The 26233-nt window shown below is 58.5% G+C and carries 26 protein-coding genes, 1 tRNA gene, 1 other RNA gene and 1 pseudogene; 16 read left to right on the top strand and 13 right to left on the bottom strand.

Annotated elements, in window-relative coordinates:
* Positions 1 to 64: 64 nt before the first annotated feature.
* The 11 genes from VOY09_RS07235 to VOY09_RS07285 all read right to left on the bottom strand — a co-directional run bounded on the left by VOY09_RS07235 (position 65) and on the right by VOY09_RS07285 (position 8147).
* The gene (locus VOY09_RS07235) at positions 65 to 529 is read right to left on the bottom strand and encodes an SspB family protein (RefSeq protein WP_322893731.1); all 465 of its coding nucleotides are present in this window, start codon (positions 527 to 529) and stop codon (positions 65 to 67) included.
* A 63-nt stretch (positions 530 to 592) separates the two neighbouring features.
* Positions 593 to 1843 carry a chromate efflux transporter gene (chrA, locus tag VOY09_RS07240; protein ID WP_322893732.1) on the bottom strand — a complete coding sequence of 417 codons (1251 nt, stop codon included), beginning with the start codon at positions 1841 to 1843 and terminating at the stop codon, positions 593 to 595.
* Positions 1844 to 1853: 10 nt separating this feature from the next.
* Positions 1854 to 2453 (bottom strand): DUF1194 domain-containing protein, encoded by a 600-nt coding sequence (locus VOY09_RS07245; protein WP_323811272.1) that lies wholly within the window; start codon positions 2451 to 2453, stop codon positions 1854 to 1856.
* Between the two features lie 126 nt (positions 2454 to 2579).
* Positions 2580 to 2929: a transfer-messenger RNA gene (ssrA, locus tag VOY09_RS07250) on the bottom strand.
* The gene (locus tag VOY09_RS07255; RefSeq protein ID WP_322893734.1) at positions 2915 to 3271 is read right to left on the bottom strand and encodes a DUF4345 family protein; all 357 of its coding nucleotides are present in this window, start codon (positions 3269 to 3271) and stop codon (positions 2915 to 2917) included. The genes ssrA and VOY09_RS07255 overlap by 15 nt, the downstream gene beginning before the upstream one ends.
* Before the next feature lie 49 nt (positions 3272 to 3320).
* On the bottom strand, positions 3321 to 4670 hold the full coding sequence (hemN, locus tag VOY09_RS07260) for an oxygen-independent coproporphyrinogen III oxidase (RefSeq protein ID WP_322893735.1): 1350 nt from the start codon (positions 4668 to 4670) through the stop codon (positions 3321 to 3323).
* 60 nt (positions 4671 to 4730) lie between these two features.
* Complete coding sequence (locus tag VOY09_RS07265; RefSeq protein WP_322893736.1) at positions 4731 to 5333, bottom strand: SCO family protein; 603 nt, start codon at positions 5331 to 5333, stop codon at positions 4731 to 4733.
* Positions 5334 to 5391: 58 nt separating this feature from the next.
* Positions 5392 to 5856, bottom strand: coding sequence for a copper chaperone PCu(A)C (locus VOY09_RS07270; RefSeq protein WP_322893737.1), 465 nt, complete (start codon positions 5854 to 5856; stop codon positions 5392 to 5394).
* Between the two features lie 51 nt (positions 5857 to 5907).
* A complete protein-coding gene (locus VOY09_RS07275; protein WP_322893738.1) occupies positions 5908 to 6291 on the bottom strand; it encodes a hypothetical protein in 384 nt (127 codons plus the stop codon).
* Positions 6292 to 6379: 88 nt separating this feature from the next.
* Complete coding sequence (locus VOY09_RS07280; protein WP_322893739.1) at positions 6380 to 6910, bottom strand: DNA topology modulation protein FlaR; 531 nt, start codon at positions 6908 to 6910, stop codon at positions 6380 to 6382.
* A 196-nt stretch (positions 6911 to 7106) separates the two neighbouring features.
* Positions 7107 to 8147, bottom strand: coding sequence for an ABC transporter substrate-binding protein (locus VOY09_RS07285; RefSeq protein WP_322893740.1), 1041 nt, complete (start codon positions 8145 to 8147; stop codon positions 7107 to 7109).
* Between the two features lie 231 nt (positions 8148 to 8378).
* Here VOY09_RS07285 and VOY09_RS07290 point away from each other — a divergent pair, with 231 nt between their 5' ends.
* The 12 genes from VOY09_RS07290 to VOY09_RS07345 all read left to right on the top strand — a co-directional run bounded on the left by VOY09_RS07290 (position 8379) and on the right by VOY09_RS07345 (position 20556).
* The gene (locus VOY09_RS07290; RefSeq protein WP_322893741.1) at positions 8379 to 8885 is read left to right on the top strand and encodes a DinB family protein; all 507 of its coding nucleotides are present in this window, start codon (positions 8379 to 8381) and stop codon (positions 8883 to 8885) included.
* Positions 8886 to 8905: 20 nt separating this feature from the next.
* Positions 8906 to 9889 (top strand): acryloyl-CoA reductase, encoded by a 984-nt coding sequence (gene acuI / locus VOY09_RS07295; protein WP_322893742.1) that lies wholly within the window; start codon positions 8906 to 8908, stop codon positions 9887 to 9889.
* Complete coding sequence (locus VOY09_RS07300) at positions 9882 to 11096, top strand: aminotransferase class V-fold PLP-dependent enzyme (RefSeq protein WP_322893743.1); 1215 nt, start codon at positions 9882 to 9884, stop codon at positions 11094 to 11096. Before acuI ends, VOY09_RS07300 begins: the two co-directional genes overlap by 8 nt.
* The gene (locus VOY09_RS07305) at positions 11093 to 12508 is read left to right on the top strand and encodes a deoxyribodipyrimidine photo-lyase (RefSeq protein WP_322893744.1); all 1416 of its coding nucleotides are present in this window, start codon (positions 11093 to 11095) and stop codon (positions 12506 to 12508) included. Before VOY09_RS07300 ends, VOY09_RS07305 begins: the two co-directional genes overlap by 4 nt.
* A gap of 108 nt (positions 12509 to 12616) precedes the next feature.
* Positions 12617 to 13825 (top strand): cyclopropane-fatty-acyl-phospholipid synthase family protein, encoded by a 1209-nt coding sequence (locus VOY09_RS07310; RefSeq protein ID WP_322893745.1) that lies wholly within the window; start codon positions 12617 to 12619, stop codon positions 13823 to 13825.
* Between the two features lie 33 nt (positions 13826 to 13858).
* Positions 13859 to 14323 carry a TrgA family protein gene (locus VOY09_RS07315; protein ID WP_322893746.1) on the top strand — a complete coding sequence of 155 codons (465 nt, stop codon included), beginning with the start codon at positions 13859 to 13861 and terminating at the stop codon, positions 14321 to 14323.
* Between the two features lie 3 nt (positions 14324 to 14326).
* Entirely contained in the window at positions 14327 to 15442 is a 1116-nt protein-coding gene (locus tag VOY09_RS07320) for an NUDIX domain-containing protein (protein ID WP_322893747.1), read from the top strand.
* A 52-nt stretch (positions 15443 to 15494) separates the two neighbouring features.
* Positions 15495 to 16526 (top strand): cysteine synthase A, encoded by a 1032-nt coding sequence (locus VOY09_RS07325; RefSeq protein WP_322893748.1) that lies wholly within the window; start codon positions 15495 to 15497, stop codon positions 16524 to 16526.
* Positions 16523 to 18859 carry a DUF3772 domain-containing protein gene (locus VOY09_RS07330; RefSeq protein WP_322893750.1) on the top strand — a complete coding sequence of 779 codons (2337 nt, stop codon included), beginning with the start codon at positions 16523 to 16525 and terminating at the stop codon, positions 18857 to 18859. Before VOY09_RS07325 ends, VOY09_RS07330 begins: the two co-directional genes overlap by 4 nt.
* Positions 18837 to 19553, top strand: a complete 717-nt coding sequence (locus VOY09_RS07335; RefSeq protein ID WP_322893751.1) for an alanyl-tRNA editing protein — start codon at positions 18837 to 18839, stop codon at positions 19551 to 19553. Before VOY09_RS07330 ends, VOY09_RS07335 begins: the two co-directional genes overlap by 23 nt.
* A gap of 3 nt (positions 19554 to 19556) precedes the next feature.
* Positions 19557 to 20183, top strand: a complete 627-nt coding sequence (locus tag VOY09_RS07340; protein ID WP_322893752.1) for a M35 family metallo-endopeptidase — start codon at positions 19557 to 19559, stop codon at positions 20181 to 20183.
* 10 nt (positions 20184 to 20193) lie between these two features.
* Entirely contained in the window at positions 20194 to 20556 is a 363-nt protein-coding gene (locus VOY09_RS07345) for a hypothetical protein (protein WP_322893753.1), read from the top strand.
* Here the strand turns inward: VOY09_RS07345 and VOY09_RS07350 are convergent.
* Positions 20553 to 21695: an AI-2E family transporter gene (locus VOY09_RS07350; RefSeq protein ID WP_322893767.1), complete on the bottom strand. Its 1143-nt coding sequence runs from the start codon at positions 21693 to 21695 to the stop codon at positions 20553 to 20555. The genes VOY09_RS07345 and VOY09_RS07350 overlap by 4 nt on opposite strands.
* A gap of 127 nt (positions 21696 to 21822) precedes the next feature.
* Here VOY09_RS07350 and VOY09_RS07355 point away from each other — a divergent pair.
* From VOY09_RS07355 to VOY09_RS07365, 3 genes are all read left to right on the top strand, one after another.
* Positions 21823 to 21912 (top strand) — tRNA-Ser (locus tag VOY09_RS07355).
* Between the two features lie 312 nt (positions 21913 to 22224).
* Entirely contained in the window at positions 22225 to 23379 is a 1155-nt protein-coding gene (locus VOY09_RS07360) for a hypothetical protein (protein WP_322893754.1), read from the top strand.
* Positions 23380 to 23578: 199 nt separating this feature from the next.
* Positions 23579 to 24289, top strand: a complete 711-nt coding sequence (locus VOY09_RS07365) for an ISL3 family transposase (RefSeq protein WP_416236738.1) — start codon at positions 23579 to 23581, stop codon at positions 24287 to 24289.
* 36 nt (positions 24290 to 24325) lie between these two features.
* On the opposite strand, the pseudogene VOY09_RS07370 reads toward VOY09_RS07365, so the two are convergent.
* Positions 24326 to 24520 (bottom strand): annotated as a pseudogene (locus VOY09_RS07370) (integrase core domain-containing protein); the annotation flags it as partial.
* 279 nt (positions 24521 to 24799) lie between these two features.
* Here VOY09_RS07370 and VOY09_RS07375 point away from each other — a divergent pair.
* Entirely contained in the window at positions 24800 to 26143 is a 1344-nt protein-coding gene (locus VOY09_RS07375; RefSeq protein WP_322896130.1) for an ATP-binding protein, read from the top strand.
* The last annotated feature ends 90 nt before the right edge of the window (positions 26144 to 26233 follow it).

A 26233-nucleotide genomic window follows, 5' to 3' on the forward strand; every position in this document is an offset into this window, starting at 1 on the left:
CATGATCCTTCGGTTTTCGGGTTCCAAAGGGTTTTAGCAGCCGGTCAGGGGATCGCAAGCCGTGCTATTTGCGGAATTTGTCGAGGCTGACAACCTCTGCCTCTTTCCTTTCACCCGGTTTGGCGTCTTCGGGTTCGGCCATTTCATGCATCGGCGCTTCTGGTGCGGGCTTTTCATCCTGCGTCTCGAACCGCAGGCCGAATTCGACGGAAGGGTCCACGAAAGTCTTGATCGCGTCGTAAGGGATATAGAGCGTTTCGGGATTATCGCCGAAATTCAGCGTGATGGTGAAACCTTCATCCGTGACGTCCAGATTGGCAAACCAATGCTGGATCACGACGGTCATTTCCCCCGGATAACGGTCTGACAGCCAATCGGCGATTTCAACGTCAGGATGCATCGTATCGAAGGTGACAAAGAAATGGTGGCTGCCGGGCAAGCCATTCTGCGCAACGCCAGTCAGAACCTGCTGGATCAATCCGCGCATGGCGCGATGCATCAGGTTTCCATAATCGATGGTATCAGGCACGGCGCTACTCCTTCGGAACTGCGCTTAGCATAGGGGATTCGGGCGGCATGAAAAGAGGTGACCTTAACTGCCGCCGATCACCGTGATCAGACCGAGCCCGAGCAGGGCGACCAGCGGCAAAACCCGCAGCAGCGACCATTTCAGCAGCAGCAAAAGCACCCCGGCGACAGCGATCAACAGCAGCGCCACAGGTTGCAGGCTGGCAGGGTCGGGGATGACCATGTTGATCACGCCCGCTTGCGTCCGCGTGACGCTGTCAAAGATTACATGCAGCGCGAACCACAGCGACAGATTGGCGATGACACCGACAACCGCCGCCGTGATCCCGGCCAAGGCCGCGCGCAACCGGGGCCTGCCGTCAAGCCAGTCGATCAAGGGCGCACCGGCGAAAATCCAGATGAAACAAGGCACGAAAGTGACCCAGAGCGTCAGCGCGCCTGCGGCGATGGAAAGCCCGACGCCGCCCTGCGCCAGACCTGCGATCATGGCCACGAATTGCGTGACAAGGATCAGCGGGCCGGGCGTGGTTTCTGCCAGCCCCAGCGCATCCATCATTTGGGGCGTCGTCAACCAGCCGTAGGAAAACACGACCTCTTGCGTCATATAGGCCAAAACCGCATAGGCCCCGCCAAAGGTGACGACGGCGAGCAGCGAAAAGAACGCCGCGACATCCAGCAAGAATGCGCTGCCGGTCAGCGCGACGATGATCACCGGTGCTGCCCAGATGGCCCCACCGATCACCACGACGCGGGCGGCAGAGCGCAGGCTGCCGGATGGCAATGCCTGCGCCGCGGTCGCGGGGCCGGGCATCAGCGCACCGGCAATCCCAGCGACCAGCACGACGATGGGGAAGGGTACGGCGAAGAAGAACAGGGCGATAAAGGCCAGTATCGCGATGGCGAGATAAGCCTGCCCGACCAGCGCGCGTTTGGCGATTTTGATCAGCGCGGCGATCACGATGATAATCACCGTCGCCTGCACGCCGACGAACAAAGCCTGCACGGCAGACAGGTTGCCGTAAGCCCCGTACAGCAACGCAAGTGCTGAGATCACGATGGCCCCCGGCAGCACGAAAAGCCCGCCGCCGATCAGCCCGCCCAGGATGCCGGCGCGTTTCCAGCCGGCATAGGTGGCAAGCTGCATCGCCTCTGGCCCCGGTAGCAGCATGCAGAACGACAGGGCGCGCAGAAACTGATCCTCGCTCAGCCAGTCGCGTTTATCGACCAGTTCCTGATGCATCAGTGCGATCTGTGCGGCAGGGCCGCCAAAGGACAACAGCCCGATCCGGCCAAAGACCGTGAATAATTCTTTCATTGCAATAGCCCTAGCTGATCACTCTGGTAATTTCGCGCAGGATCTTGGCCCTGATCGCTGCGGGATAATCGCGGTGCATCCGCGCTGTCATCACGAACCCGTCGCGGGTGATGACAGAACTGCGTAAATAATTCGTGATGGTCAAGCCCATGGATTCAATCCCGATTCCGTTGATCGTGACGCCCGCACGCTCGGCCCTTGTGCGGATCATACGCACGTCATCGCCCGCATTGGCCGTGCCGTCGGTCGATATGTCGATCACCTTGCGTTTGCAATCGGGCACCTGATCGAACAGGGGCAGGGCGGCGCTGATCACATCGCCAGTGGCGGTGCCGGAGAGGATGAAAGCACGTTCCATGCTGCGTGCCTGCGCGGATACTTGCGCCGCCAGTCCGGGGCCGGTGATCCTTGTCCAGGGAATCGACAAGGCCTGCTGATCCACGCCGGACCATTGCACGACGGCGACAGCGACCTGATCGCGGACCATGGTTTCGACGATCTGGGAATCCTGCAAGGCATCGGCCAGACCGTCGGCCTGCAGCCGGTATTCCGCGCCATCCACAGAATTGGAGACATCAATCGCCAACAACAATGCTGTTTCGCAGGCCATTGCCATAGCCGGTACCATGGCCAACCAGCCAGCAATGATCGTTTTACGCAACATCATGACAGTCTGCGCAGCGGGCGATTACGATGCAAGCCTGCCGTTTGACACACACGATAATGTAGGGGATTAGGTGCAGGTTTCTGTTGCCAGGTACCTGCGGACCCCGCCTATGGTCGCAAAACCATAGGGCTTAAGGTTTCAATAGTTCCGACTGCTTACGCAGCCATCGCCATTGGTGCTTTGTTGTCATTTGCAACTAGCTTTTTTGTACCGATAACGGTGGTAACTCACCGAGATAAAGCAAACCCCTTTAGACGTTCGTCGATCCTGTTTCGTCCCCATGGCTGCCAAATGAGCAGTGTTTGGTGGAGACGCCGGGTACCGCCCCCGGGTCCGATCCGCGTATTACGAGCGCGTTTATATCCATAGTCCTTGCGGACACTTTTGATTTAGGCGCTCGCCCGTCACATTGCAAGGGGCAGGTTCAGCGCCAGCGCCCCCAGACCCACCACAGCCTCGACCCCGAAAAACGTCCATTTCTTGCGCGATTGCCCGTCTAGCACCAAAGATGTCGCCCGGCCCACCGATGCGCCCAACCAGCAAAAGCCCAGCATCGCATAGGCCGCAGGGCTGCCAAGGATCAGCGCGCCCAGCCCCATGCCGATAAACAAGGCCCCGGCCGAGGCGCGGATTTCGGATGGCCCCATATTTGTCGGCCCCGCCTGCAAATCCAGCGTTTCCAGCGTATAGCGCGGTGCCAGCCAGCCGAAAACGCCCAGCCCGATGCTGGCCAGCACGAAAATGTAGTTGATGATATCCATGACCTGATCCCCTGTTCACCGCCATAAGCTGGCGCATCAGGGGCGAAGATCAAGAGGCTTGCGAATACCGTGCCGCCATCGCGTTAAATCCGTCATAGGCATTGGCGATGATCCGGGTCAAAACCTTCCCCGCGGGGAAGATTCTGATTTTCTCGCCATCGCGTTCCACGAAACCGGCAAAGTTATCCAGAATGGCCTGATGCACGGGGGTCAGGATATCTGCATGAGGATGTCGCGATAAGAGATTGAGATCAATTTCAAAATCACACATCAGCATATTGATCGCCTGTGCGCGTAAGCGGTCTTCTGGCGTCATGGTATAGCCGCGATGCCCCGCGAGATCCCCCGCCTCGATCCTGGCGATATAGGCGGCGGTGGCAGAGGCGTTCTGTACATAGCCCGCGTCGTATTGGGAGATGGACGATGCGCCGATGCCGATCAGCGTGGGGCAGGTGTCATCGGTATAGCCTTGGAAATTGCGCCGGAGCCGACCGCTGTTGGCGGCAATGGTCAGGCTGTCATCGGGCTTGCCGAAATGGTCGATCCCGATAGGCTGATAGCCCGCAGCGACAAAGGCATGGGCGGCCTGTTGGGCGAGGTGATAGCGATCCTCCTCACTCGGCAGGGCTGTTTCATTAATCAGCTTTTGCCGTTTGGAAAAATTCGGCACATGCGCATAGCCGAACAGCGCGATCCTGTCAGGGTCCAGCGCGCGGACTTTTGCCAGCGTGTCGGCCAGTTTGGCAGGTGTCTGATGCGGCAAGCCATAAACAAGATCGGCGTTCAGCGATTTGATACCCGCCGCGCGCAGGCTGTCGACGCAGGCTTTGGTCGTGGCGAAGCTCTGGTCGCGGCCAATCGCGGCTTGCACATCGGGGGCGAAATCCTGAATGCCGATACTTGCGCGGGTCATCCCCATATCGGCCAGCATGGCGATCTTGGCATCATCGACAAGGGTCGGGTCAATTTCGACCGAGAAATGGAAATCCGGGGCAGGCGGGATTACATCCATCACCGCCTGTGCCAGATCGCGGATCATGTCGGGCGGCAAGATCGTCGGCGTGCCGCCGCCCCAATGCATCTGGCCCATGCTCACGCCAGCAGGCAGGGTGCGGGCCAGCATGGCCAGTTCCATTTTGACCACGCGCAGATAATTCTCGACGGGTTTCAGCGTGGTCGTGCCTTGCGTCGCGCAAGCGCAGAACCAGCACAGCCTTTCGCAAAACGGGATGTGGATATAGACCGAGATTGGCACGGCGGGGTCTAGCTTGGTCAGGCAATCGCGTTGAAAATCCGCGCCCACCTCCGGGTTGAACGCAGTGGCGGGCGGATAGCTGGTGTAGCGGGGCACGCGCGCATCGAACAGGCCCATGCGGCGCAGATTTGCAATATGATCCATGAGGCCATGTTGCAGATGATCCGGCGCAGTTTATTGCGCCAGATCAAATTGTATTGAAAATCAGGCCAGTTGATCCACGAAACAGGCGGTGATTTCCGCCACCTGTTCCGAAGGCGTGTCGCGCCGGAAGAAGGTGGCAAAGCCGGTCTCGGGGAACATCAGATAGGTCTGGGTCGAATGATCGACGAGATAATAGTCCGGGTCACCTTCGACCGCGCGGTAATAGGTCTTATAGGCTTGGCTGGCCGCGCGAATCTGTTCAGGGCTGCCGGTCAGGCCGATCATCTCTGGGTGGAAATTATCGGTGTAGTCGCGCACCACATCGACCGTGTCGCGCTGCGGATCGACCGAGATGAAGATGGTGCCGATATCGACCCCTTCATCGGCCAGAATCTCTGCGGCAATCGCATTGCGCATCGAATCGATGGGGCAGACATCGGGGCAGAAGGTGTAGCCGAAATAGACCAGCGTCGGTTTGGTGATGACGTCGGTGTCAGTGACTGTCTCGCCGGTTTCAGAGACCAGTTCGAACGGGCCTCCAATCGATGCCCCGGCGACGCTTGTATTGCCACAAGGGTCGGGGGTCTGCGTGGTTTGCCAGGTGTAGACACCGATGGCGGCGGCGGCGGCCAGCGTGGCGCTGCCAAAAATCACAGCTTTCATAATGTTTCCTTTCGGGTCGGAGCCTCACCCGGATCGTCGGGGTGAGGCCGTGACAGGATCAATGGTTTTCGTGGCCAGTCGGCGCGGGCATGTCGCGGGCGACCACATCGAAAGTGACCGGCACTTCGCCCGCTTGTTCAAAGACCAGTGTCGCGCTGATCTCATCGCCTGCGGTCAGCGGCTTGCCTTGCAGGCCCATGAACATGACATGCATGCCGCCGGGTGCCAGCGTGACGGTGTCACCGGCGGGCACTGGAATCGCATCCAGATGCACCATCCGGGCGACGTCATTTTCAAATTCGGTCGTGTGCAATTGCACGCGGGGGAAGTCGGCGGTGACGGCGACCAGCTTGTCATCTTCGGTGCCGGTATTCGTGATGGTCAGGTAACCGCCGCCGGACATGGCACCGGGCGCGGTTTCAAAAGCGCGGGTTTCGGTGATGGTCAAGGCGCTGTCAGCAAGGGCCGCAGTGGCGCCACAAGCGATAATCATGGCCAGAGCGGCCAGTTTTGGGAATGTCATAGAAGGGTCTTTCTGGATGCGCGGGTCAGGACCCGCGTGACGGGGAAAAGTTCAGACGTGGTATGAACGATCCCGCGCAGGCGGTGCGCGCGCCGGATGGGGAGGTATGGCCTGCGCACGGGTGAACGCATGCGCAGACATGGACCAATCGGCAAGGGTGACGCTGATCAGCGTTGCGGCGTCACTTGCCGGGCAGGGCAGGTCGGCCCCGGCCGCGATCAGACAGGCCATGCAGATATCGACGCCGTGCAACGGCCGCCCGGTATCCGCACAGATCGCCGCCCAATCGCCGCCCGAGAGCAGATAGGCCTGCGCGCGGGCATCATCCTGCGGCGGATTATGCCCGAAACTGACCGCCGTCAGCGCCAGCGCGAGCAAGGCCGCGACAAAGCCGCGTGCGATCATCGGGGCGAGGGAGGTGATCCGCGAAAACATATCCCCTCATCTACCTGTATCGGCGCAAAGGTCCAGCCGGTTTTTTGTCACGGTGTGGGGTGGGATGGCCGCTTGGAGCCAATACTGCCTATAAACCGGTGCTTGCCCATTGAGTGATAACGGCATCTCGATCTTGCTGGCTACGACATCGCCATTTCTGGACATCATCTGTACTTTCGAAGACTTCGGTGATGTAACTGCGAAATCGTGATTTATTTTTAAGGCTACGAAGCGCAAAACGGTATTGTTGAACTGGCCAGTCGACATTTCCGGTGGGAAGTTCGGGACGTGTTTGGCCAAAAAACTTCCATGGTCGCGACAGAAGTTGACATGCCCTGATATGTTCTGGCGGGTCTAGCCAGATTAAAGCATCCGCCTGTTCGACGGCTTGGAACAAGAGGCTTGGACCGCCTTCAAGTATCCATGCGGGTTTTGCGATTTCGATCGAAAGCGCAGCATCAATTTCTGTACGCGGCCGTTGTTCCCAATTAGTTGTCAGCTTAATGGCATCAAATGAGACCACCGGAACATCTGGACGCACCAAAGCAAGCTTTGCGGCGAAGTAGCTCTTTCCAACCCCATTTGCGCCCGTAATAATGATCTTGTCCAAATCGCCCACGCCATCTTGCCTCATTCAAGGGTAAACTGCCTGAAATTAAGTCTGGTGCCAATGACCGCTTCGTCCCGCAAAGCACACATAGGCCCTGTCTCACAAGAAAACGCGGTTCTTCATCATCCAAAGGCTTTTTCGGGCGATTCGTCCACAGCAAAGGGCGGCGCCATTGGCACCGCCCTTTGCAACCTTGTCAGTCTGATCAGAACCCGGCTTTGATCATCTCGAATGTTTCGGACATCCGTTCCTTGTCTTCATTGCTCATCGGCAATTGCGCAAGGATCGGCACGTCGATGGCTTCCAGACCGGAGGCAACGAGGTCTTCTTCGGTCACTTGCGCTTCCAGAGCTGCGGCATTGGCGGAACCGTAGCCCGCTTCCAGCAAGGGCACGACCGAGGTTTCGGACAGGAAGGCGTTGAGGTAATCGTAAGCCTTGTCATCATTGCCTTCGCCGCTGGCCAGTTTCACGTAACCGCACAGCCAGAGCGAGGACCCTTCTTCTGCCTCACGCTGGAACGCGATGGGCCGGCCTTCATCGACCATGGCGGGATAGGTTTCGTTCCAGGCCCAGCTGACCAGAATTTCACCCGAGGACAAAAGCTGCGCGAGTTCCGCAGGATCGGTCCAATAGGTGCGCAGGTTCGGATGCACTTCGCGCAGCCAGTTGGAGGCAGCCTCGAATTCCTCATCTGTGACGTCTTGCCAATTGGTCACGCCGGTGGCGAGATAGGCCAAAGCATAGGCGTCATCGACGTTGTCGGGCAGGGTCATCCGCCCGGCATAGGCGGGGTTGGTAAAGACCTGCAGGCTCGCCACATCCTCTGCCGGGACTTCATCGGGGTTATAGGCAATCGCCGTGGACCCGAAATCGGTCGGGATGAAATAGGTCTCGCCCGCGCCGATTTCCTCGCCCACGAGGCTGGCATTCAGATCGTTATAAGCGGTGATCTTTGTGGTATCCCATGGTTCCAGAATGCCGCTTTCGGTCCAGCGGGTCACGGAAGGTGCGCAAAGATGCGACACATCGGCCTGAAAGCCCGAGCGGATTTTCTGAAACGCCTCATCCTCGTCACCAAAGAAGGTAAAGGTCGGGCTGGCGCCATGCGTGTCGATGTAATCCTGATGATATTCGGGCATCTCAAACCCGGAATAATCGAACACCAGCAATTCGCTGTCCTGTGCCGCGACCGCGCTGGCCATTGCGACCAAAGACGCCGCACCCATCAATCCTGTCAGTTTCATATTATTCTCCCAGTTGTTTTCTGTGGATAAACCTAAGTGCGCAAATCCAGCGCGGCAAGGGGGATCGCGCCGCGCTATCCCTGTTTTGCCGGGCGCTGCCTTTCTGGGCATCGGAGCCGGGTTTTGCACGTCGAACAGACCAAACATGATCGCAATTCAGCATTGCCGGGGCGGGGAATGTCTGACAGGTTTCCCCACAAGAAACAGTGACTTCACGACAGGATCGCGGCGATGATCAACCCCGGATATTGCCAGATGATGGCCCGCTATAACGCCTGGCAGAATGCCGGGCTGCGCGATTTGCTCAAGGATATCCCGACGGCGGAACTGACCAAGGATCGGGGGGCCTTCTTTGGTTCAATTCTTGGGACGCTGAACCATCTGCTCTGGGCCGATACGATCTGGATCAGCAGGCTGGATGGTGGCCCCGGCACCGATGTCGCGATGAAGGACGGCCCTTTCATGACCCCCACGGCTGCCGTCTGGTCCGCGGATCGGTTCCGCATGGATGGCCGGATCAGCCTTTGGGCGAAACAGGTCAAGGCGATTGATCTGCTCGGTGACCTGACATGGCATTCCGCCGTGATGCAGCGGCAGATGTCCAAGCCAAAGGCGATATGCGTCATGCAGCTATTCAACCATCAGACCCATCATCGCGGGCAGGTCCATGCTTTGCTGACCCAGATCGGGTTAAAGCCGCAGGATACGGATATCCCGTTCATGCCTGATGCGTTCTGATACATTTAAAGGAGGAAACAATGTTCAAAGCCCTGATCGTGGACAAGGATGCGGATGGTAAAACCCATGCCGCCGTGCAGGACCTGACGCTGGATCAATTGCCTGCGGGTGATGTGACCGTGGCGGTCGATTATTCGACAGTGAATTATAAAGACGGGCTGTGCATCGGGTCGGGTGGCGGGTTGGTGCGTAACTATCCCCATATACCGGGTATTGATTTCGCGGGCACGGTCGAGGCATCGGATGATCCCCGCTATGCCCCCGGCGATAAGGTCGTCCTGACCGGATGGCGCGTGGGTGAGGCGCATTGGGGCGGCTATGCGCAGAAAGCCCGCATCAAGGCGGATTGGCTGGTGCCTTTGCCGGATGGGCTGACCACGCGGCAGGCGATGGCTGTGGGCACCGCCGGTTTCACCGCGATGCTGGCGGTCATGGCGCTGGAGGATCAGGGGATCACCTCCGGCCCGGTGCTGGTGACGGGGGCTGCCGGTGGTGTGGGGTCGGTGGCGACAGCTATTCTGGCGAAACTGGGCTATCAGGTCGCGGCGGTGACCGGGCGGCCAGAGACGGCGGATTACCTGACCTCGCTCGGCGCGACCCAGATCGTGGCGCGTGAAGAACTGGCCGAAACCGTCAAACGCCCGTTGGAGGCTGAGACATGGGGCGGCTGTATCGATGCCGTGGGTGGCGCGATGCTGGCGCGTGTGCTGGGGCAGATGCAATATGGCGCCTCTGTCGCGGCTGTCGGCCTTGCCGGGGGTGCGAACCTGCCTGCCACGGTGATCCCGTTCCTTTTGCGCGGGGCGAACTTGCTGGGCATCGATTCCGTGATGCAGCCCTATGACAATCGCGTCCGGGCCTGGGCGCGGATCGCCAAGGATCTGCCTATGGACAGGCTGGAGGCGATGATCCAGCCTGCGGTGCTGTCCGATCTGCCGCAGCTTGGTGCGGATATTCTGGCTGGGCAGGTAAAAGGCCGTGTGGTGGTGGACGTCAATGCTTGATCTGGATTGGGTACGCGCGCAATTCCCCGCGTTTGATGAACCAAGCCTGCAGGGGCAGGCGTTTTTTGGCAATGCGGGCGGGTCTTATACCTGTCGTCAAGTGATCGACCGGCTGCATCGGTTCTATACCCAGCGCAAAGTGCAGCCCTATTCCGCCTACGAAGCGTCCCGGCTGGGGGGCGAGGAGATGGACGAGGCGCGATCAAGGCTCGCCGCGATGATGGGCGTTGCGACGCATGAACTGTCCTTCGGCCCGTCCACGACGCAGAATACTTATGTGCTCGCGCAGGCCGTGCGGCGCTGGATCAAGCCGGGGCAGAAGATCATCGTCACCAATCAGGATCACGAGGCGAATTCTGGGCCTTGGCGCAGGCTGGCGGAGGAAGGGATCAGGATTGTCGAATGGCAGCTTGATCCAGAAACGGGATTGCTGGAGCTTGATGATCTGGCAGAACTTTTAGGTGACGATACAGCTTTGCTGTGTTTCCCACATTGTTCCAATGTCATAGGGGCCGTAAATGATGTGGCCGCGATTACCCGGATCGCGCAGGCGGCGGGTGCGCGCGTCTGTGTTGATGGCGTCAGCTATGCGCCGCATGGGCTGGCGGATGTGGGCGCGCTTGGTTGCGATGTCTATCTGTTCAGCGCCTATAAAACCTTTGGTCCGCATCAGGGCATCATGGTGATCCGCGAGGATTTCGGATTTGAACTGCCCAATCAGGGGCATCATTTCAACGGCGACAGCCTCTATAAACGCTTCACCCCCGCAGGTCCCGACCACGCGCAGGTCGCGGCGAGCGCCGGGATAGCGGATTATTTCGACGCAATGTCCCAGCATCATGGCGGCGGCACCGGGGTGGCTGCCGCGCGGATGTCACATGATCTGATGCGCGATCACGAAATCGCCTTGCTGACGCCGCTGCTGGACTACGTCAGCGCCAAGAATTCTGTGCGCCTGATTGGCCCTGCGGATGCGCAGATGCGCGCGCCGACTGTGGCGATGGCCTTGCAGGGCAATGCGGTGGATGTCGCGGCGCGTTTGGCACCGATGGGGATCATGGCCGAGGGGGGTGATTTTTACGCGCAGCGTCCGTTGTCCGCGATGGGTGTCGATCTGGGCAAAGGCGTGCTGCGGGTCAGTTTCACCCATTACACCAGCAAGGCAGAGGTTGACCAGCTGCTGGCGGCGCTAGATCAGGTGTTATGAGCAAAACCCCTGTTATCGTCTGGTTCCGCCGCGACCTGCGGCTGTCCGATCATCCCGCCCTGACTGCCGCCTGCGATGCCGGGCGGCCGGTGATCCCGGTCTATATCCATGACGATCAGGTCGCATCGCTGGGTGCGGCGCAGAAACTGCGGCTGGAGATGGCGCTGGACGTGTTCAGCAAGGCGCTGGCGGAGAAAGGCAGCCAGCTGATCCTGCGCAAAGGGCCTGCGCTGGAGGTGTTGCGCGATCTGATCAAGGATACCGGGGCAGGGGCGGTCTATTGGTCCCGGCTTTACGACACACCCGCGAAGGAGCGGGATACCAAGGTCAAGGCGGCGTTGAAAGACGACGGCCTTGAGGCCAAGAGTTTCGCCGGGCATCTGCTGTTCGAGCCTTGGACGGTCGAGACCAAGACGGGTGGTTTCTACAAGGTCTACACCCCGATGTGGAAAGCAGTGCGCGGCAATGATGTGCCGGATGCCTTGCCGCGTCCGGGGAAAGTTCCGGCACCTGACAGATGGCCCGCCAGCGATGATCTGGCGGATTGGGGCCTGAAGCGCGCGATGAACCGTGGTGCGGATATCCTTGCCACCCATTGCACCGTTGGCGAGGATGCCGCCAACAGCCGTCTGGGTCAATTCATTGCCCATAAGGTCAGCGATTACGTCACCAATCGCGATCTGCCGGGGGTCAGGGGGACCTCGGGTCTGTCGGAAAACCTTACCTTTGGCGAAATCAGCCCGCGCATTTGCTGGCACGCGGGCAAACACGCGCTGGAGCAGGGCAAGGGCGATGCCGAAGTATTCCTGAAAGAACTCGTCTGGCGCGAATTTGCCTATCATCTCGCGCATCACACGCCGCAGATATTGACGGATAACTGGAAAGAAGACTGGGACGCCTTTCCCTGGAACACCGAAGTGACGCCCGAAGTTCAGGCCTGGCAACAAGGCCGCACCGGCATCCGCTTCGTCGATGCGGCGATGCGCGAGATGTATGTGACAGGCACGATGCATAACCGGGGGCGGATGATTGTCGCTTCTTACCTGACCAAACATCTGATGACGCATTGGAAAGTGGGCCTCGATTGGTTCGCCGATTGCCTGATCGACTGGGACCCCGCAAGCAATGCAATGGGCTGGCAATGGTCGGCAGGGTCGGGGCCGGATGCCACGCCTTATTTCCGGGTGTTCAACCCGGTCACGCAGTTGGATAAATTCGACAAGGACCGCGTTTATGTCAAACGCTGGCTGGCAGAAGATGACGCCAAGCCATCCCAGACAGCGCTGGCCTATTTCGACATGATCCCACGATCATGGGGTCTGTCGCCGGATGCAGCTTATCCTGATCCGGTCGTCGCGCCAGACCAAGGGCGGACCCGCGCGCTCGACGCTTACAGCAACCGTGGGTTTTAAAGCGGCGGGGCGCGCATGGGTCAGAAACTTTTTGTCTCTGTTTGCCGTGACTTCGCTGATAGACAAGTTAATTAAGTCTCAAAGACAGCAATCAGAAACGGGCCATCAATGATCCTGACGACCACCGAGGGGCAGACCAATCTGCCGCGTTACTTTACCCATGTGTTTGACGCCGTCAAAACCATGAAACGCGGACGGATCGACATCATCCTGCCCGATGGCCGCCATTTCCGTGCCGAAGGGGCAGAGCCCGGCTATGTCGCCGAAGTACATGTGCATAACGCCGATATTTTTGCCCGCACCGTGCGCGAGGGCGATCTGGGTTTTTGCGAGGCTTACATGGATGGCTGGTGGTCCACGCCTGACCTGATGGCCTTCATGGACCTGATGCATGACGACATGGAACATATCTATGACGGCTTTCCGGGCCAGTCTTTGGTGCGGTTCTATGAGCGGATGCGGTTCTGGCTGCAGAACAATTCCAAAAAGCAAGCGCGCAAGAACATCAGCTATCATTACGATCTTGGCAATGATTTCTACCGGCTGTGGCTGGACGACACGATGACTTATTCCTCGGCCAAGTTTGTGACCGGTCAGGAAAGCATGGAAGCCGGCCAGATCGAGAAATACAAAAGCATGGTCGATCAGATGGGTGTCGTGCCCGGCGATCACGTGCTGGAAATCGGCTGCGGCTGGGGCGGTTTCGCCGAATATGCCGCAAAGGAACGCGGGCTGCGGGTCACCGGGCTGACGATCAGCAGAGAACAGCATGATTATGCGGTCAAGCGGATGGCGGACGCGGGCCTGTCCGATAGGGTCACGATCAAGATGCAGGATTACCGCGACGAAAAAGGCATCTATGACGGCATCGCCAGTATCGAAATGTTCGAGGCTGTGGGCGAAAAATACTGGCCGGTGTATTTTGAGACGCTCCGCGAACGTCTCAAGCCCGGCAAAAATGCGACCTTGCAGATCATCACGGTGGAACATCGTCGCTGGCATGTTTACAAACGCGGCGTTGACTTCATTCAGAAATATATCTTTCCGGGCGGCATGCTGCCCAGCCCTGTGGTGCTGCGCGAACAGATTGAAAAGGCGGGCTTGCAGGTCGCCGGATCAATCGAATTCGGCGAAAGCTACAGCCAGACCCTGCGCCGCTGGCATGATACGTTCAACGCGAAATGGGATCAGGTGGCCGCCCTTGGCTTTGACGACCGGTTCCGGCGGATGTGGAACTTTTATCTGACCTCTTGCGCGGGGACATTTCATAGCGGAAACTGCGATGTGACTCAGATTACGGTAACCCGCGCGTCCTGACCCGCGGGCCATGTTGTGAAAAGGTGCTATGGTATGGCGACGCGCAGGCAACTGGCGATGCCGACGGCTGCAAGGCTGATCGGTGCTTTGTGTTTCGGGCTTTTGGGATGGTGTCTTGCGGTGATCGCGACCCCATTTCTTGTCGATAGCGTGGCACCGCCTGCATTCGTCCCAGCGGCGATCATTGTCGGGCTTTATGTCGGCTGGGTCTATATTGGCAGCCGCGTGACGCATGGTTATCTGGCCGCCATCGGCCATGGTCTGACAGCGGCTTTTCTTCTTGGGGTGATGATTCTTTATGTTCATGCCTTTTCAATCATGGTCGGCAAAGCGATGCGGCGGCAATATGGGGGCGTGATGGAGGCTGTTCTGGACACGTTCGATCTGACCTTGCGCGAGGCAGCACGTTTCACCGATGCGACTTTGCTCGGGACTTTGGTGATCGGTGCGCTGATCTTCGCCCTGACTGCCGAATATGTCGGGCGGAGATACCCCTAGATTATGGATGTATTTGTCTGCGACCCGCTGATGTCGCCTGTGCTGATGGCGGCGGTGATAGGGCAGGAGGTGACAGATCCTTTGCCAGCGGTGCTGCCCGATCACGCTGTACATCAGAAAGCGGAGGATGGCGCGCCGTTCATCGCTACCAATTCGGGGGGCCACGCGCCGGGACTGATCTGGTGTGATCTGCCGGTCGCCGCGATTGACCGGCTGAACCTTTATCATTCCGTGTTCGGCGCTGTGCCGGTGCCAGCACAGGCGGTGGTCGCCGGGGAATTCCGTGACGTGCAGATTTATCTGTCACGCGCACCTGCTGATCCCGGTATTGGCGACTGGTCTTTGCCAGCATGGGAGGCTGTGCATTTGCGTCCCGCAGTGCTTGCCGTGGAAGAGCTGTTTTCGCTTGACCCGATGCCTGCGCCTGCATTGCTGCGCCAGCAATGGCCGCAGATCATGGCGCGTGCCTGGGCGCGCGACCGGGTTGTTGCGGCGCCCGCCACGTTGCGGCGCGAGGCTGTGGTGGGTGACATCACGGTCCAGCCCAATGCCCCGCCAATGGGTGAATTCTTCCGGTTTCAGGGCTTTGATATCAGCCATATCCGTTTTGACGGCACCCGCTCTCCAGTGATGCAGCGCGAAGGCTTCATCGGTTTCGATGCCGCCATCGTGCTGCCCTATGATCCAATCCGCGACAAGGTGTTGCTGCTGGAACAGCTTCGCGTTGGCCCGATCCTGCGTCATGATTCCAATCCGTGGATGCTGGAACCTGTCGCCGGGATCGTGGATGCGCGCGAAACGCCGGAGCAAGCAGCCATGCGCGAAACAGGCGAAGAGGCCGGTCTGATCCCGCGTCAGTTGATCCCCGCAGGGTCCTATTATCCATCGCCGGGCTCCACGACGGAGTATTTTTACACCTTCATCGCGCTTTGCGATCTGGTTTCGGATGCGCCCTATGCTGGCGGGCTGGATGCCGAAGGTGAGGATCTGCGGCTGCATCCGCTGTCATTTGACGCGGCCATGGCGCTGGCGGATTCTGGCGAGATCGCGGCCGGCCCCTTGCTCACATTGCTTTACTGGCTGGCACGGCATCGTGACCGGCTGCGCGGGATGGGTTGATGTCGGGCAGGGGCGGTTCTACACAGAAGGGGCGCAATGAAAGGCCCCTCAGATGACTATCCGCAATGATTTCGCCGAAACGATTGGCAACACCCCCCTGATCAAGCTGCGTGCGATATCAGAGGCGACAGGCTGCACCATTCTGGGCAAGGCCGAGTTTCTGAACCCTGGGCAATCGGTCAAGGACCGGGCGGCGCTTTTCATGATCAAGGATGCCATCGCGCGCGGCGATCTGCGCCCCGGTGGCACAATTGTCGAAGGCACCGCAGGCAATACCGGCATCGGGCTGGCGCTTTTGGGGGCCTCGATGGGGTTCAAGACGGTGATTGTCATTCCTGAGACGCAAAGTCAGGAAAAGAAGGATATGCTGCGCCTTGCCGGTGCGAAACTGGTCGAAGTGCCTGCCGCCCCTTACCGCAACCCCAATAATTACGTGCGCTATTCCGAACGGTTGGCCGATGAATTGCGCAAGACGGAACCGAATGGCGTGATCTGGGCCAATCAGTTTGACAATGTGGCGAACCGGCAGGCGCATGTCGAGACAACGGCCCCCGAAATCTGGGACCAGACCGATGGTAAGGTCGATGGCTTTATCTGCGCTGTGGGCTCGGGTGGCACTTTGGCAGGTGTGGCGCAGGTTTTGCAGCCCAAGGGCGTCAAGATTGGCCTGGCTGATCCCGAAGGGTCGGCGCTCTACAATTTCTATGCGTACGGCGAGTTGAAATCTGAAGGTGGATCGGTCTCCGAAGGCATCGGGCAGGGGCGGATCACCGCCAACCTGGAAGGGCTGAAGCCGGATTTCGCCTATTCGATCAGCGATGCTGAGGCTTTGCCGCTGATCTATGACCTGATGCAGCATGAAGGTTTGTGCATGGGCGGGTCCACCGCGATCAATATGGCCGGTGCTGCGCGGATGGCGCGGGATCTGGGGCCGGGGCATACCATCGTCACCATCCTGTGCGACGTCGGCAGTCGCTATCAGTCGAAAATCTACAACCCGGCTTTCATGCGGGAAAAAGGGTTGCCGGTGCCTGCATGGCTGGAAGAAACTGTCAGCGTGCCGTCGGTGTTGATCACGGAATGACACTTCGCGCGGTCCTGTTCCGGCTGCTGATCTGTTGCAGCCTGCTCTGGCCTGCGATGGCTGTGGCGCAGGATCAACCTGTCCTGTCCGACTCCGCCTATCAGGACCCCGACGGTTGGGAAGTGCTGGCCCAACGCGCCGAAGATCTGGTGCAGCGCGAGGTGTCGTCAGGCTTTGCCATCGCGCGCGTGCGCGCTGAATTGGTTGGCTGGCGAGATTATTTTCTGACCCAGACCAATCAGAATGCGGCCCGTTTGGCCACCGTCGATGCGCAGATCGCAGCGCTTGGTGCCGCGCCCGAAAGCGGGGAAGAAGCCATCGCTATCGCCGCGCGGCGGGCCGAGTTGGACAGCCAGCGCGGTGAACTGGTGGCCCCGCGTGTGCTGGCGCAAGAGGCTTTTGCCCGCGCCAATGGGTTGATCGGCGAACTGGACAATAAGGTTCTTCAACAACAGACTGCGGCCTTGTTTGAACGCGGACCGTCGCCGTTAAACCCGACGGTCCTGCCAAGTGCTGTGGGCACAACATGGGGTGTGGTGCGCAGCATCGTCGAAGAAACGATTGCCGGGTTGCAGGTGCAGACTGCCAGTGGCCAGTTGATCCGCAATCTGCCGCGTGCGTTGATGTTCTTTGTGGCAGCCGTGCTGCTGGTTGGCTATGCGCGGCACTGGCTGGTGCGGCTGCGTCAACGTTTGTCGGATAAAACCACGTTTTTGCTGCCGGTCTGGCTGTTTTTACTGTCACTGTTACAGCTTCTGGTGTCCTTCGCAGGTCTTGTGGCTTTGTCGACCGGGTTGGATACGCTGGCGATCTTCGGTCTGCGCGGCACGGCGGTGGTCGCGGCCATCCCGGCTGCTGGTATGACCGTGGTACTGGGCTGGTGGTTGGGGCGGCAGGTGTTCATCGACGGCACTTTGCCCGGTTATCTGGGCTATGGCGAAGACACCCGGACCAATGCGCGCTGGTATACGCAGGCGATTGCCTGGGTGATGGGCTTTGGGGCCTTGTTCACTGCCGCAGCTGGATCGATGGATATGGGCCTTGGCGTGGCGGCGGCGGTGGAATGGCCCGCACTGGCCCTTTTGGGGCTGCTGTTGTGGCGGTTGGGCCGGCTCATCCAGACCAAACCAGAACCGCGCGAAGATCAGAGTGAATCGCTTGGCCGGATCAGAAATCTGATCGGCCAGATCTGCACGATTGTCGCGGTGTTTGGCCCGGTAATGTCGGCGCTTGGCTATGCGGCGGCTGGGCGGGCTGTGCTGACATCGTCGATCCTGTCGCTGGCGCTGATCGGCGCAATTCTTGTGTTGCAACGCATCGTGCAGGACGTCAGTACGACGCGCGCGCAGGAAGCCGACGGCAAGGGGATGTCGGCGCTGATGCCGGTGCTGGTCAGCTTTATTGTCTATATGCTGAGCCTGCCGGTCTTTGCGCTGATCTGGGGTGCGCGCACCGACGATATCTTTGAAATCTGGAGCAGGTTCCGTGAAGGGTTCGCCTTGGGCGAAACACGTATTTCGCCGACTGATTTTCTGACATTCGCGATTGTTTTCGCTCTGGGCTTTGTCCTGACCCGTTTTGTGCAAGGCACGTTGCGGCGTACGGTGCTGCCGCGCACGCGGCTGGACCTTGGCGGGCAGAATGCTGTTGTGGCTGGTTTTGGCTATATCGGCATCATGCTGGCAGCGCTGATCGCGATCACTTCTGCCGGGATCGACCTTTCGAGCCTTGCAATTGTCGCTGGCGCCTTGTCGGTGGGCATCGGTTTTGGCTTGCAGAATATCGTGTCGAATTTCGTGTCGGGCATCATCCTGCTGATCGAACGCCCGATCAGCGAAGGTGACTGGATCGAAGTGGGTGGTCAGATGGGCTATGTCCGGGCGATATCGGTTCGGTCCACCCGGATCGAAACCTTTGACCGGACCGATGTCATCGTGCCCAATGCCGATCTGGTCAGCGGGCAGGTCACCAACTGGACGCGGGGCAATCTGGTTGGCCGGGTCATTGTGCCGGTCGGTGTCGCCTATGGGACGGATACCGAACAGGTCACAACAATCCTGCGCGATATCGCCGAAGCGCATCCGATGGTCGTGATGACGCCACCGCCGGCGGTGCTGTTCATTGCTTTTGGTGCGGATTCGCTGGAATTCGAAATCCGCGCCATCCTGCGTGACGTCAATTATGTGCTGTCCACCAAATCCGAAATGAACCACCAGATCGCCAAGGAATTCGCGGCTGCGGGGATCGAGATTCCCTTTGCCCAGCGTGACATCTGGCTGCGTAACCCTGAAGTGCTGAAAGGATCTTCCGATGACAAAACCCCTGTTTCGTGACGATGCCTATCTGCGCGAGGCCGAGGCGCGGGTGCTGGAGATCACGGATGAAGGCGGCATCGTGCTTGATGCATCATTGTTTTACCCCACATCGGGCGGGCAGCCGGGGGACAGCGGTGTGATCAGCTGGAACAGCACCCGTCTGGAGATTGCGACAAGTGTCAAAGGTCCGGGCGATACCATTGTTCTTCTGCCTGCCGAACCGCTGCCCTTGCCGCGCATCGGGCAGCTGGTCCGGCAAAAGCTGAACTGGGACCGCCGCCACCGGCATATGCGGGTGCATACGGCGCTGCATCTGCTGTCGGTGGTGATCCCCTTGCCGGTGACCGGCGGATCTATCGCCACGGACAAAGGCAGGCTCGATTTCGACATGGCTGACGCACCCGAGGATAAAGACGCCCTGCAGGATGCGCTGAACCGCCTGATCGCGTGCAATATGGATGTGACGACCGAATGGATCACGGATGCGGAACTTGATGCGCAGCCTGATCTGGTGAAGACCATGTCGGTGCAGCCACCGCGTGGATCGGGGCAGATCAGGCTGGTCCGGATCGGGCTGGGAGAGGAGACCGCCGATCTGCAACCCTGTGGCGGCACCCATGTTGCGAATACGTCAGAGATCGGTCGCGTCCGGCTGGGCAAGATCGAAAAGAAAGGCCGGCAAAACCGGCGTGTCTATCTGCATCTGGAGTAAGCGATGCGTTTGTTCTTTGTTCTGATAGGTTTGTTCCTGGGGCAGGCGGCATTTGCGCAGACCACCCAGGGCTGCGATGCCATGCAATCGGTGCAATTGCGGGACACGCTCGATCAGGCGAAATCGCTGACAATCAAAGCGGCGGCGACTGTGGGCGACACGCCGGACTATGCGCGCTGGTTCGGGGATTACAGCGTCCGCAATGCGGAAATCGTGCGTGCCAATCTCAAGGCCATCGCAACGGCGATCCGCAGTGGTGCCGTGGTCATGCAATGCGATACCGCGCGCGATGACGGATGCAGCAGCGGCGAATATGCCTGGGTGTATCCGCATGAATATTACAAAATCTATCTTTGCCCATCGTTTTTCAATCTGCCACCCCTGACGGAACTCAAGCCCGGCACGACGGCGAGTGACAATGGCACCAATGTCGGCACGATCGTGCACGAACTGTCGCATTTCAATCCGGTCGCGCGCACAGAGGATTATTGCTACACCCGTCGCGCCTGTGCTGCGATGGCCAGCGGCGATGCTATGCGCGCGATAGATAACGCCGACAGCTATCAATATTTCACCGAAGATGTGACCTATTACGCGCGTCAGCCTGTGGCGGGCAAACCCGCGCCCTGAAGGGGATCAGATGTTCCGCGCCGTTGCCGTTCTGACCGCTGTGATCTGTCTGGCGTTGTTTGGCGTCTTGTTGACCAATGGTGGCCAATATGTCGCGACATTCGCTATCGCCCCGGATCAGGGGGCGGATTTTGTAGCGCGGCGAGCCGCACCGGTCTTTGTCGGGCTGGCGGTGATCCTCTGGATGTTGCGCGACCTGCCAGTAGGCACTGCGCGCGACGGGATCTGCATCGGGATGATCGTCCTGTGGCTGGGCATCGCGGTCACAGGTGTCTTTGAATTTGCGAGCGGGCAGGCGGGGGCTGCGATCCTGATCGCCTCTGCGGCAGAGGTTCTGGGTGCGCTCGCCTTCTGGGTCGCCCGCCGCCGTTAGGTCTTGGGCGGTTTGTGAAATATTTCACGGCTGGCGGTTTCATTCAGCATCTGTTCCGTGTCGGGCAATCCTTCGCGGGATAGCAGGATCGCGAATGGGCGCAGATCCGGCACATGGCTGCAGACGACCAGCAACATCACCATGATCGGCACCGACAAGAACATCCCTGGTATGCCCCAGACCGCCCCCCAGAACGCCAGCGACAAGATGATGCCGAATGAGGACAACCGTAAAGCGCGGCCCATCAACATCGGGTCGATGACGTTGCCGTTCAGAAACTGAATGCTTGCCGCGATCAGGAATACCAAAAGCGTGGTATTGGCATCGCCAAACTGTACTTGGGTCACAAGCGCGATCAGCCCGGTCGCCAGAATCGAGCCGATATTGGGGATGTAATTCAGCACAAAGGTGATGATCCCGAGCGATGTTGCCAGTTCCAGTTGAAACGCCCGCGCCAGCACATAGACCATCCCGCCGGTGATCAGGCTGATGACCGTTTTGACCAGCAGGTAATAGTTTACCCGGTGAATGATCGACTGGATGATCTTGCGCACGCGCAGGGCCTGTTTTTTGTCCCCGATAAAGTTTTCCAGCTTGATATCGAACCAGATCCGTTCGGCAAACAGGAACCCGACGAACAGGATCACCAGTACTGTCGCCTGCGTGATACCGCTGGCCTGACTGGCAGCCGAGCGGAGATAGCTTGATGCATCAATCGACCGGACTGCATTCAGAATCGCGGCCTCGCTGTCTTCGCCCAGCCAGCTGAACATGGATGCAATCACCGAGGGCGCGCGTTCCGTATAGGACAGCGTCGTCACCAGAACGGTGTTAATCTGCGCCAACAGCACCGACGTCAGCATCAAAAGCGCTGTCGCGATCAACAGCAAAGCGGCGATGCTTGCGGCCGCATTCGGAATGCGCAACGGCCCGATCCGCTGGCGCGCGATGAAATTGATCACGTCGCTGGTCAGGCTGAACAAGATAATCGCGGTTGCAAGAGAGATCAGGATGAACCGCGCCTGCACCAGCAAAAACAGGACCACCGCAAAGGCAATAATGATCAGCGCCCCGGTTTGCAGCCGGGTTGCATCACTGCGCTTTTCGGACGGGGCCGATTTAGGCGGATCGTGCAGCATCAGATCATCACTCGTCATGGCGTTAGGCTGCAATATAGCGGTGCAAAGGCAACAGGGTAAACAGCTACAACAAATAGTTTTCAGGGTCTTGCAAAGGCAGGCGCGTTGCGGCTAAACCCTGCGTCACGGACAGGTGGCCGAGTGGTCGAAGGCGCACGCCTGGAAAGTGTGTAGGCGGGAGACCGTCTCCAGGGTTCGAATCCCTGTCTGTCCGCCAAGAAAACTCCTTAAGTAATTTTAATTTCTCAGTAATTTCAGTGTGTTAACTGGTATATAGTATGCATTGCGTTGTGCGCATGGTTGTTTTGCTGCTCTTTTTGCTACACGTAGCAGAATAGAGGGCCCAGCATGTCGAGACCAGTGTTGCGCGGAAAGACGTTGTATTTGAAACGTCGAGTTCCCAGAAGATATATTTCGGTCGAGCCGCGTCAGGTTATTTGGGATAGCCTCAAAACTGACTCTTATACTTTCGCAATGCACAAGTCTGTTAGTGTGTGGTCAGCTTATATTGAGGGGTGGGGAGGCGCGATTGGCCGGACGCCATGGCGATGCGGCGGAAAAGTTTCGTGCAGCTCAGCACTTCGCTGGCATTCGGGGATTTCAGTTTCTGTCGGTCGATAAGTTGCAACATGCCCCATTAGAAGAGATATTGCAGCGGGTTGAGGCTTCGCGTGGCCCTAATGGTTTGCCTGACGAGCAAGCAGCATCCGCCCTTCTTGGCACTGCTGAAGCGCCGAAACTGAAGATTTCTGATCTTGTGACCCATATCGAAGGGCTTGCAGCGAACGACAACCGTTTTAAGAATAGCGAGCAAATGCGTCTTTGGCGGTCACCACGCGCACGTGCCGTAGCAAATTTAACTGCAGCACTGGGCAAGGATGTTACTGTCACCGACATTGGTTCCGCAGAAGCACTGACACATAAGAAGTGGTGGAGGGCTCGTATCGCTCGGGAAGGCCAATCCGCAGAAACGGCGAACAAAGACTTCAACTATCTGGCGGGCATGCTGGCCCGGTTTTATGAGGATCTTCAACATGAGGATCCACCACGGCCCTATGCCGGGGTTAATATCCGTGATCGTCATGCAAAACCTACCCGTAAGTTGGAAGTGCCCATCAAATATATTACAGACAAATGGTTTGCGCCGGGTGCGCTTGATGGCCTTAACGATGAGGCGCGTGATGTGTTGCTTATCTCTATTGAAACTGGATGCCGACAGAGCGAGATTTTCAATCTTCCGGCAGCGGCGATCCGTCTTGATGATCCGATCCCACATATTCTGGTTGCGAATGAAGAATCTGATGAACCCGATGAACGTCGTGAAATCAAAAACCTATCTTCAGATAGAACAATTCCCTTGATCGGGGTTGCTTTGGCGGCGGCAAAAAGACATCCAACAGGTTTGCCGAGGTATCGCAACAAAAGCGACTACAGTAATCTGGTGAACAAGTATCTGCGCAATAATAATCTGCTCCCAGAAGGCGTGACGATCGGGGGTATCCGGCATACGTGGGAAAGTAGGATGAAGCAGGCTGGATATGACACCGATGACCGTGGTGAGTTGATGGGGCATTCGCTGAAACGACGGCGGGGTCGTGAAGTCTACGGCGATAGCATGTCGCTGGCAGACCGTTTGCTGATTGCGAAGAAGGTCATGCTGCCTGTCCCAGCACACCTGTCTTAACCCCTCTGGACGACACGAAACGCCTATGTGTGTTTCGGCGTGCAAAACTGGCTCTGACTCGGATTTGGTGCAGCTGCGGCATGCCTGCGCTACATTTCGGCAGTCTTTGAAGGAGGTTGCCGATGGCGTCATGGTTTTCGCGAAATGATTTTCTGCCCGCAGGTCTCAAGGCCGAACAGGTCGAACTGGCTGGAACACAATCCGGGTCCACTCCCGGTCCGCCAAAGCCGCTGCGGCCTGTCCGCGCTGTAGCACAGTTTCAAACCATGTCCACAGCAGATATAGGCGCCGCCCAGCCGATCTACCCGCGCATGGCCGGAAGGTGGAACTGATCTTGTTGGTCAGGCGATTTCGGTGCCGGGCCATGCATTGCCCAACCGGAGTTTTCGCTGAGCGGTTTCCACCTGCTGTGACCCGGCCACATGCGCGGCGCACATCACGCCTGCAAGGGCTGGTTCGCCATCTAGGTCTCGCTCTCGGCGGACGTCCTGCACAAGCGCTTGCCGGACGGCTCGGATTGCCCGTGAGTAAAGATACCTTCCTGCGCAGCGTTCGCGAGGCACCCGGGGCCAGAACCAGTGAGCCCCGCATCATCGGCATTGACGACTGGGTATGGCGCAAAGGACAGAGATACGGCACATTGATTTGCGATCTTGAGCGGCGCCGGGTTATCGATCTGCTGCCGGATCGGGAACCCGCCACTGTCGAAGCATGGCTGCGCGCCCGCCCTGAGATCGAAATCGTCGCTCGTGACAGAAACGGCGGCTACGGTGGCGCTGTCTCTCGCGCGTTACCTGGGGCTGTTCAAGTTGCTGATCGCTGGCACCTTTTAGAGAATGCGAGCGCGGCGTTCCTGGCAGCAGTGCAGCGAAGCATGCCCGCCATCCGCAAGACAATCGGGGTGGAGTGAGCTACTCCCCATCGGCTGGACAGTATCTGGCGTTGATTAAGCTACTTTTTGCACCTGCTGATCGGGTTGGGTTTCGTTTTTTCTCAGCCAATAGACCACGGCTGGTGGCTTGCCGCCAAGAGCTGAGTGTGGGCGTTGGTGGTTATAGAAGGTCATCCATTTCGTGATGCCTGCCTTTGCTTGCGACCCGGTCTCCCAAGCGTGCAGATAGGCTGATGCCGATCGTATCGAGTTCGTCCTTCATGACCTGGCCTGAATGGGTGCTGAGCCTCCCTGCTCTGTTGCGGCGATTACAGGCCCAACGTCTCCGCATCGCGATGCAAGCTTTCACCAAAAGCTCGCATGAGGGCAGAATGGACAGTTTGATCGGCGCAGGCCAAGGTCGTTGCTGCGGGATATAGCTGCTTTTAGATCGACGATTACTGCTGGCAGCTTTGGATAGGATCGAATTCCGAATTGTCCTAAATAGGCTAAGTAAATGTTGAACGCTAGAAACGCGAGGGGGATGGATTGGCACGGCGTGACGAACTCGGAGCTGCACTTCTCGACCCACATGAGGACTTGTCCTTCGAGTACAAGGCTTGGATCGACCTCGGTTCGACGCATGGTAAGGCGACGCTCGCGAAAGCTATAATTGCAATGGCCAATGCCGACGGTGGTTACGTAGTGATCGGCTATAACGAGGAGGGAGACACACTTCGGTCTGTACCGCGCCCTGGACACGTTCGCGAGATTACCCAAGATCTTGTTAACGGAGCCGTTCAGCGGTTCGTGGCACCGGCTCTACACGTCCGTATGGAGGTCATTGAGAACGCCCGCACCGGCGTAAGTCATCCAGTTGTTATCGTACCATCGACCACAACGACGCCTGTCATGGCCTCGAGGGACTATGAAAACATCTTGTACAAAGCACGTGTCTACGTCCGGCAATCAGGCCCGCGTAGCGCAGAACCACAGACCGTAGAGGAGTGGCGTGCTCTGCTTGATCGCTGTGTACAGCGCAGCCGCGCATCAATGCTCGACGCCATTCGCGCGATCGTGGAAGGAAGAGTTGAAGAAGGTAATGTCGCTCCCGCGCTTCAAGATCGTCTCTCGAATTTTGTCACGGCATCCCGAAGCCGACACGATGCGCTTCTCGATGCGACAGACATTCCCATGAATGCTGTGTCACGTATGCCGCGAGGGCACTATGAGGTCGGCTTCGCCTTCGAAAGCGCCGAACCGACACCTAATCTTGCGAGACTAAGGGATCGTATCGACGAGGCACATCGGATCAAGCTGACGGGCTGGCCTACATTCCTCACTATGACACGTCGGGAGTTGGCCCCCTACCCAGCCGATGGTGGCATCGAGGCTTGGCTCGGGCGTCCCGGCGTGGAGCATTTTCTGGAAGAGGACGCCGCTCACTCCGATTTTTGGCGGATCGCCCCAGATGGCATACTTTACACGAGGACGGGCTACGATGAGGATGGCGCGCCCGAGCGTGCCGAGCCCGGAACGGCGTTTGATATCGTATTGCCGATTTGGCGGGTAGGCGAAGCGCTCCTGTTCGCTCGACGTATTGCCGCGACTTACGAGGGAGTGGAGGAGATCGCGGCGCATGTGAAATGGTCAGGACTAGATGGCCGTGCATTAAGGGCGATGAGTAGGAACCGTATGCCTATGTCTTATGACCGGGTCTCACGTACAAACGAGGTCGAGCAAAATTTGGCGATCACGCTAAGGCAGATCGACGATAACCTACCCGAAGTGCTTCGCGCTCTTATTGCGCCGGTATATGAAGCCTTCGATTTCTATGAATTGCCCCTCCAGATTGTAGAAGAAGAGTTGGAGGTACTGATGCGGCGAAATTGATCCGACTCCTTATAGGCCAACGTTCGGTTTTTGTGCTCACAGGTCATGAACGATGCAGGTGTCTAGAAAACTAGCGGCAATTCACTTCGA

Origin of the sequence: Yoonia sp. 67-2 (assembly GCF_035117555.1) — a bacterium.
Taxonomy (GTDB): domain Bacteria; phylum Pseudomonadota; class Alphaproteobacteria; order Rhodobacterales; family Rhodobacteraceae; genus Yoonia.

Bases quoted from the DNA above. Each gene is read 5' to 3' on its own strand.
- acuI (WP_322893742.1), top strand. From the start codon at position 8,906: ATGTTCAAAGCCCTGATCGTGGACAAGGATGCGGATGGTAAAACCCAT.
- VOY09_RS07285 (WP_322893740.1), bottom strand. From the start codon at position 8,147: ATGAAACTGACAGGATTGATGGGTGCGGCGTCTTTGGTCGCAATGGCC.
- VOY09_RS07315 (WP_322893746.1), top strand. From the start codon at position 13,859: ATGGCGACGCGCAGGCAACTGGCGATGCCGACGGCTGCAAGGCTGATC.
- VOY09_RS07300 (WP_322893743.1), top strand. From the start codon at position 9,882: ATGCTTGATCTGGATTGGGTACGCGCGCAATTCCCCGCGTTTGATGAA.
- VOY09_RS07245 (WP_323811272.1), bottom strand. From the start codon at position 2,453: ATGGCCTGCGAAACAGCATTGTTGTTGGCGATTGATGTCTCCAATTCT.
- VOY09_RS07305 (WP_322893744.1), top strand. From the start codon at position 11,093: ATGAGCAAAACCCCTGTTATCGTCTGGTTCCGCCGCGACCTGCGGCTG.
- VOY09_RS07320 (WP_322893747.1), top strand. From the start codon at position 14,327: ATGGATGTATTTGTCTGCGACCCGCTGATGTCGCCTGTGCTGATGGCG.
- VOY09_RS07335 (WP_322893751.1), top strand. From the start codon at position 18,837: ATGACAAAACCCCTGTTTCGTGACGATGCCTATCTGCGCGAGGCCGAG.
- VOY09_RS07255 (WP_322893734.1), bottom strand. From the start codon at position 3,271: ATGGATATCATCAACTACATTTTCGTGCTGGCCAGCATCGGGCTGGGC.
- VOY09_RS07275 (WP_322893738.1), bottom strand. From the start codon at position 6,291: ATGTTTTCGCGGATCACCTCCCTCGCCCCGATGATCGCACGCGGCTTT.
- hemN (WP_322893735.1), bottom strand. From the start codon at position 4,670: ATGGATCATATTGCAAATCTGCGCCGCATGGGCCTGTTCGATGCGCGC.
- VOY09_RS07310 (WP_322893745.1), top strand. From the start codon at position 12,617: ATGATCCTGACGACCACCGAGGGGCAGACCAATCTGCCGCGTTACTTT.
- VOY09_RS07265 (WP_322893736.1), bottom strand. From the start codon at position 5,333: ATGAAAGCTGTGATTTTTGGCAGCGCCACGCTGGCCGCCGCCGCCGCC.
- VOY09_RS07340 (WP_322893752.1), top strand. From the start codon at position 19,557: ATGCGTTTGTTCTTTGTTCTGATAGGTTTGTTCCTGGGGCAGGCGGCA.
- VOY09_RS07325 (WP_322893748.1), top strand. From the start codon at position 15,495: ATGACTATCCGCAATGATTTCGCCGAAACGATTGGCAACACCCCCCTG.
- VOY09_RS07345 (WP_322893753.1), top strand. From the start codon at position 20,194: ATGTTCCGCGCCGTTGCCGTTCTGACCGCTGTGATCTGTCTGGCGTTG.
- VOY09_RS07290 (WP_322893741.1), top strand. From the start codon at position 8,379: ATGATCAACCCCGGATATTGCCAGATGATGGCCCGCTATAACGCCTGG.
- chrA (WP_322893732.1), bottom strand. From the start codon at position 1,843: ATGAAAGAATTATTCACGGTCTTTGGCCGGATCGGGCTGTTGTCCTTT.
- VOY09_RS07330 (WP_322893750.1), top strand. From the start codon at position 16,523: ATGACACTTCGCGCGGTCCTGTTCCGGCTGCTGATCTGTTGCAGCCTG.
- VOY09_RS07350 (WP_322893767.1), bottom strand. From the start codon at position 21,695: ATGCTGCACGATCCGCCTAAATCGGCCCCGTCCGAAAAGCGCAGTGAT.
- VOY09_RS07270 (WP_322893737.1), bottom strand. From the start codon at position 5,856: ATGACATTCCCAAAACTGGCCGCTCTGGCCATGATTATCGCTTGTGGC.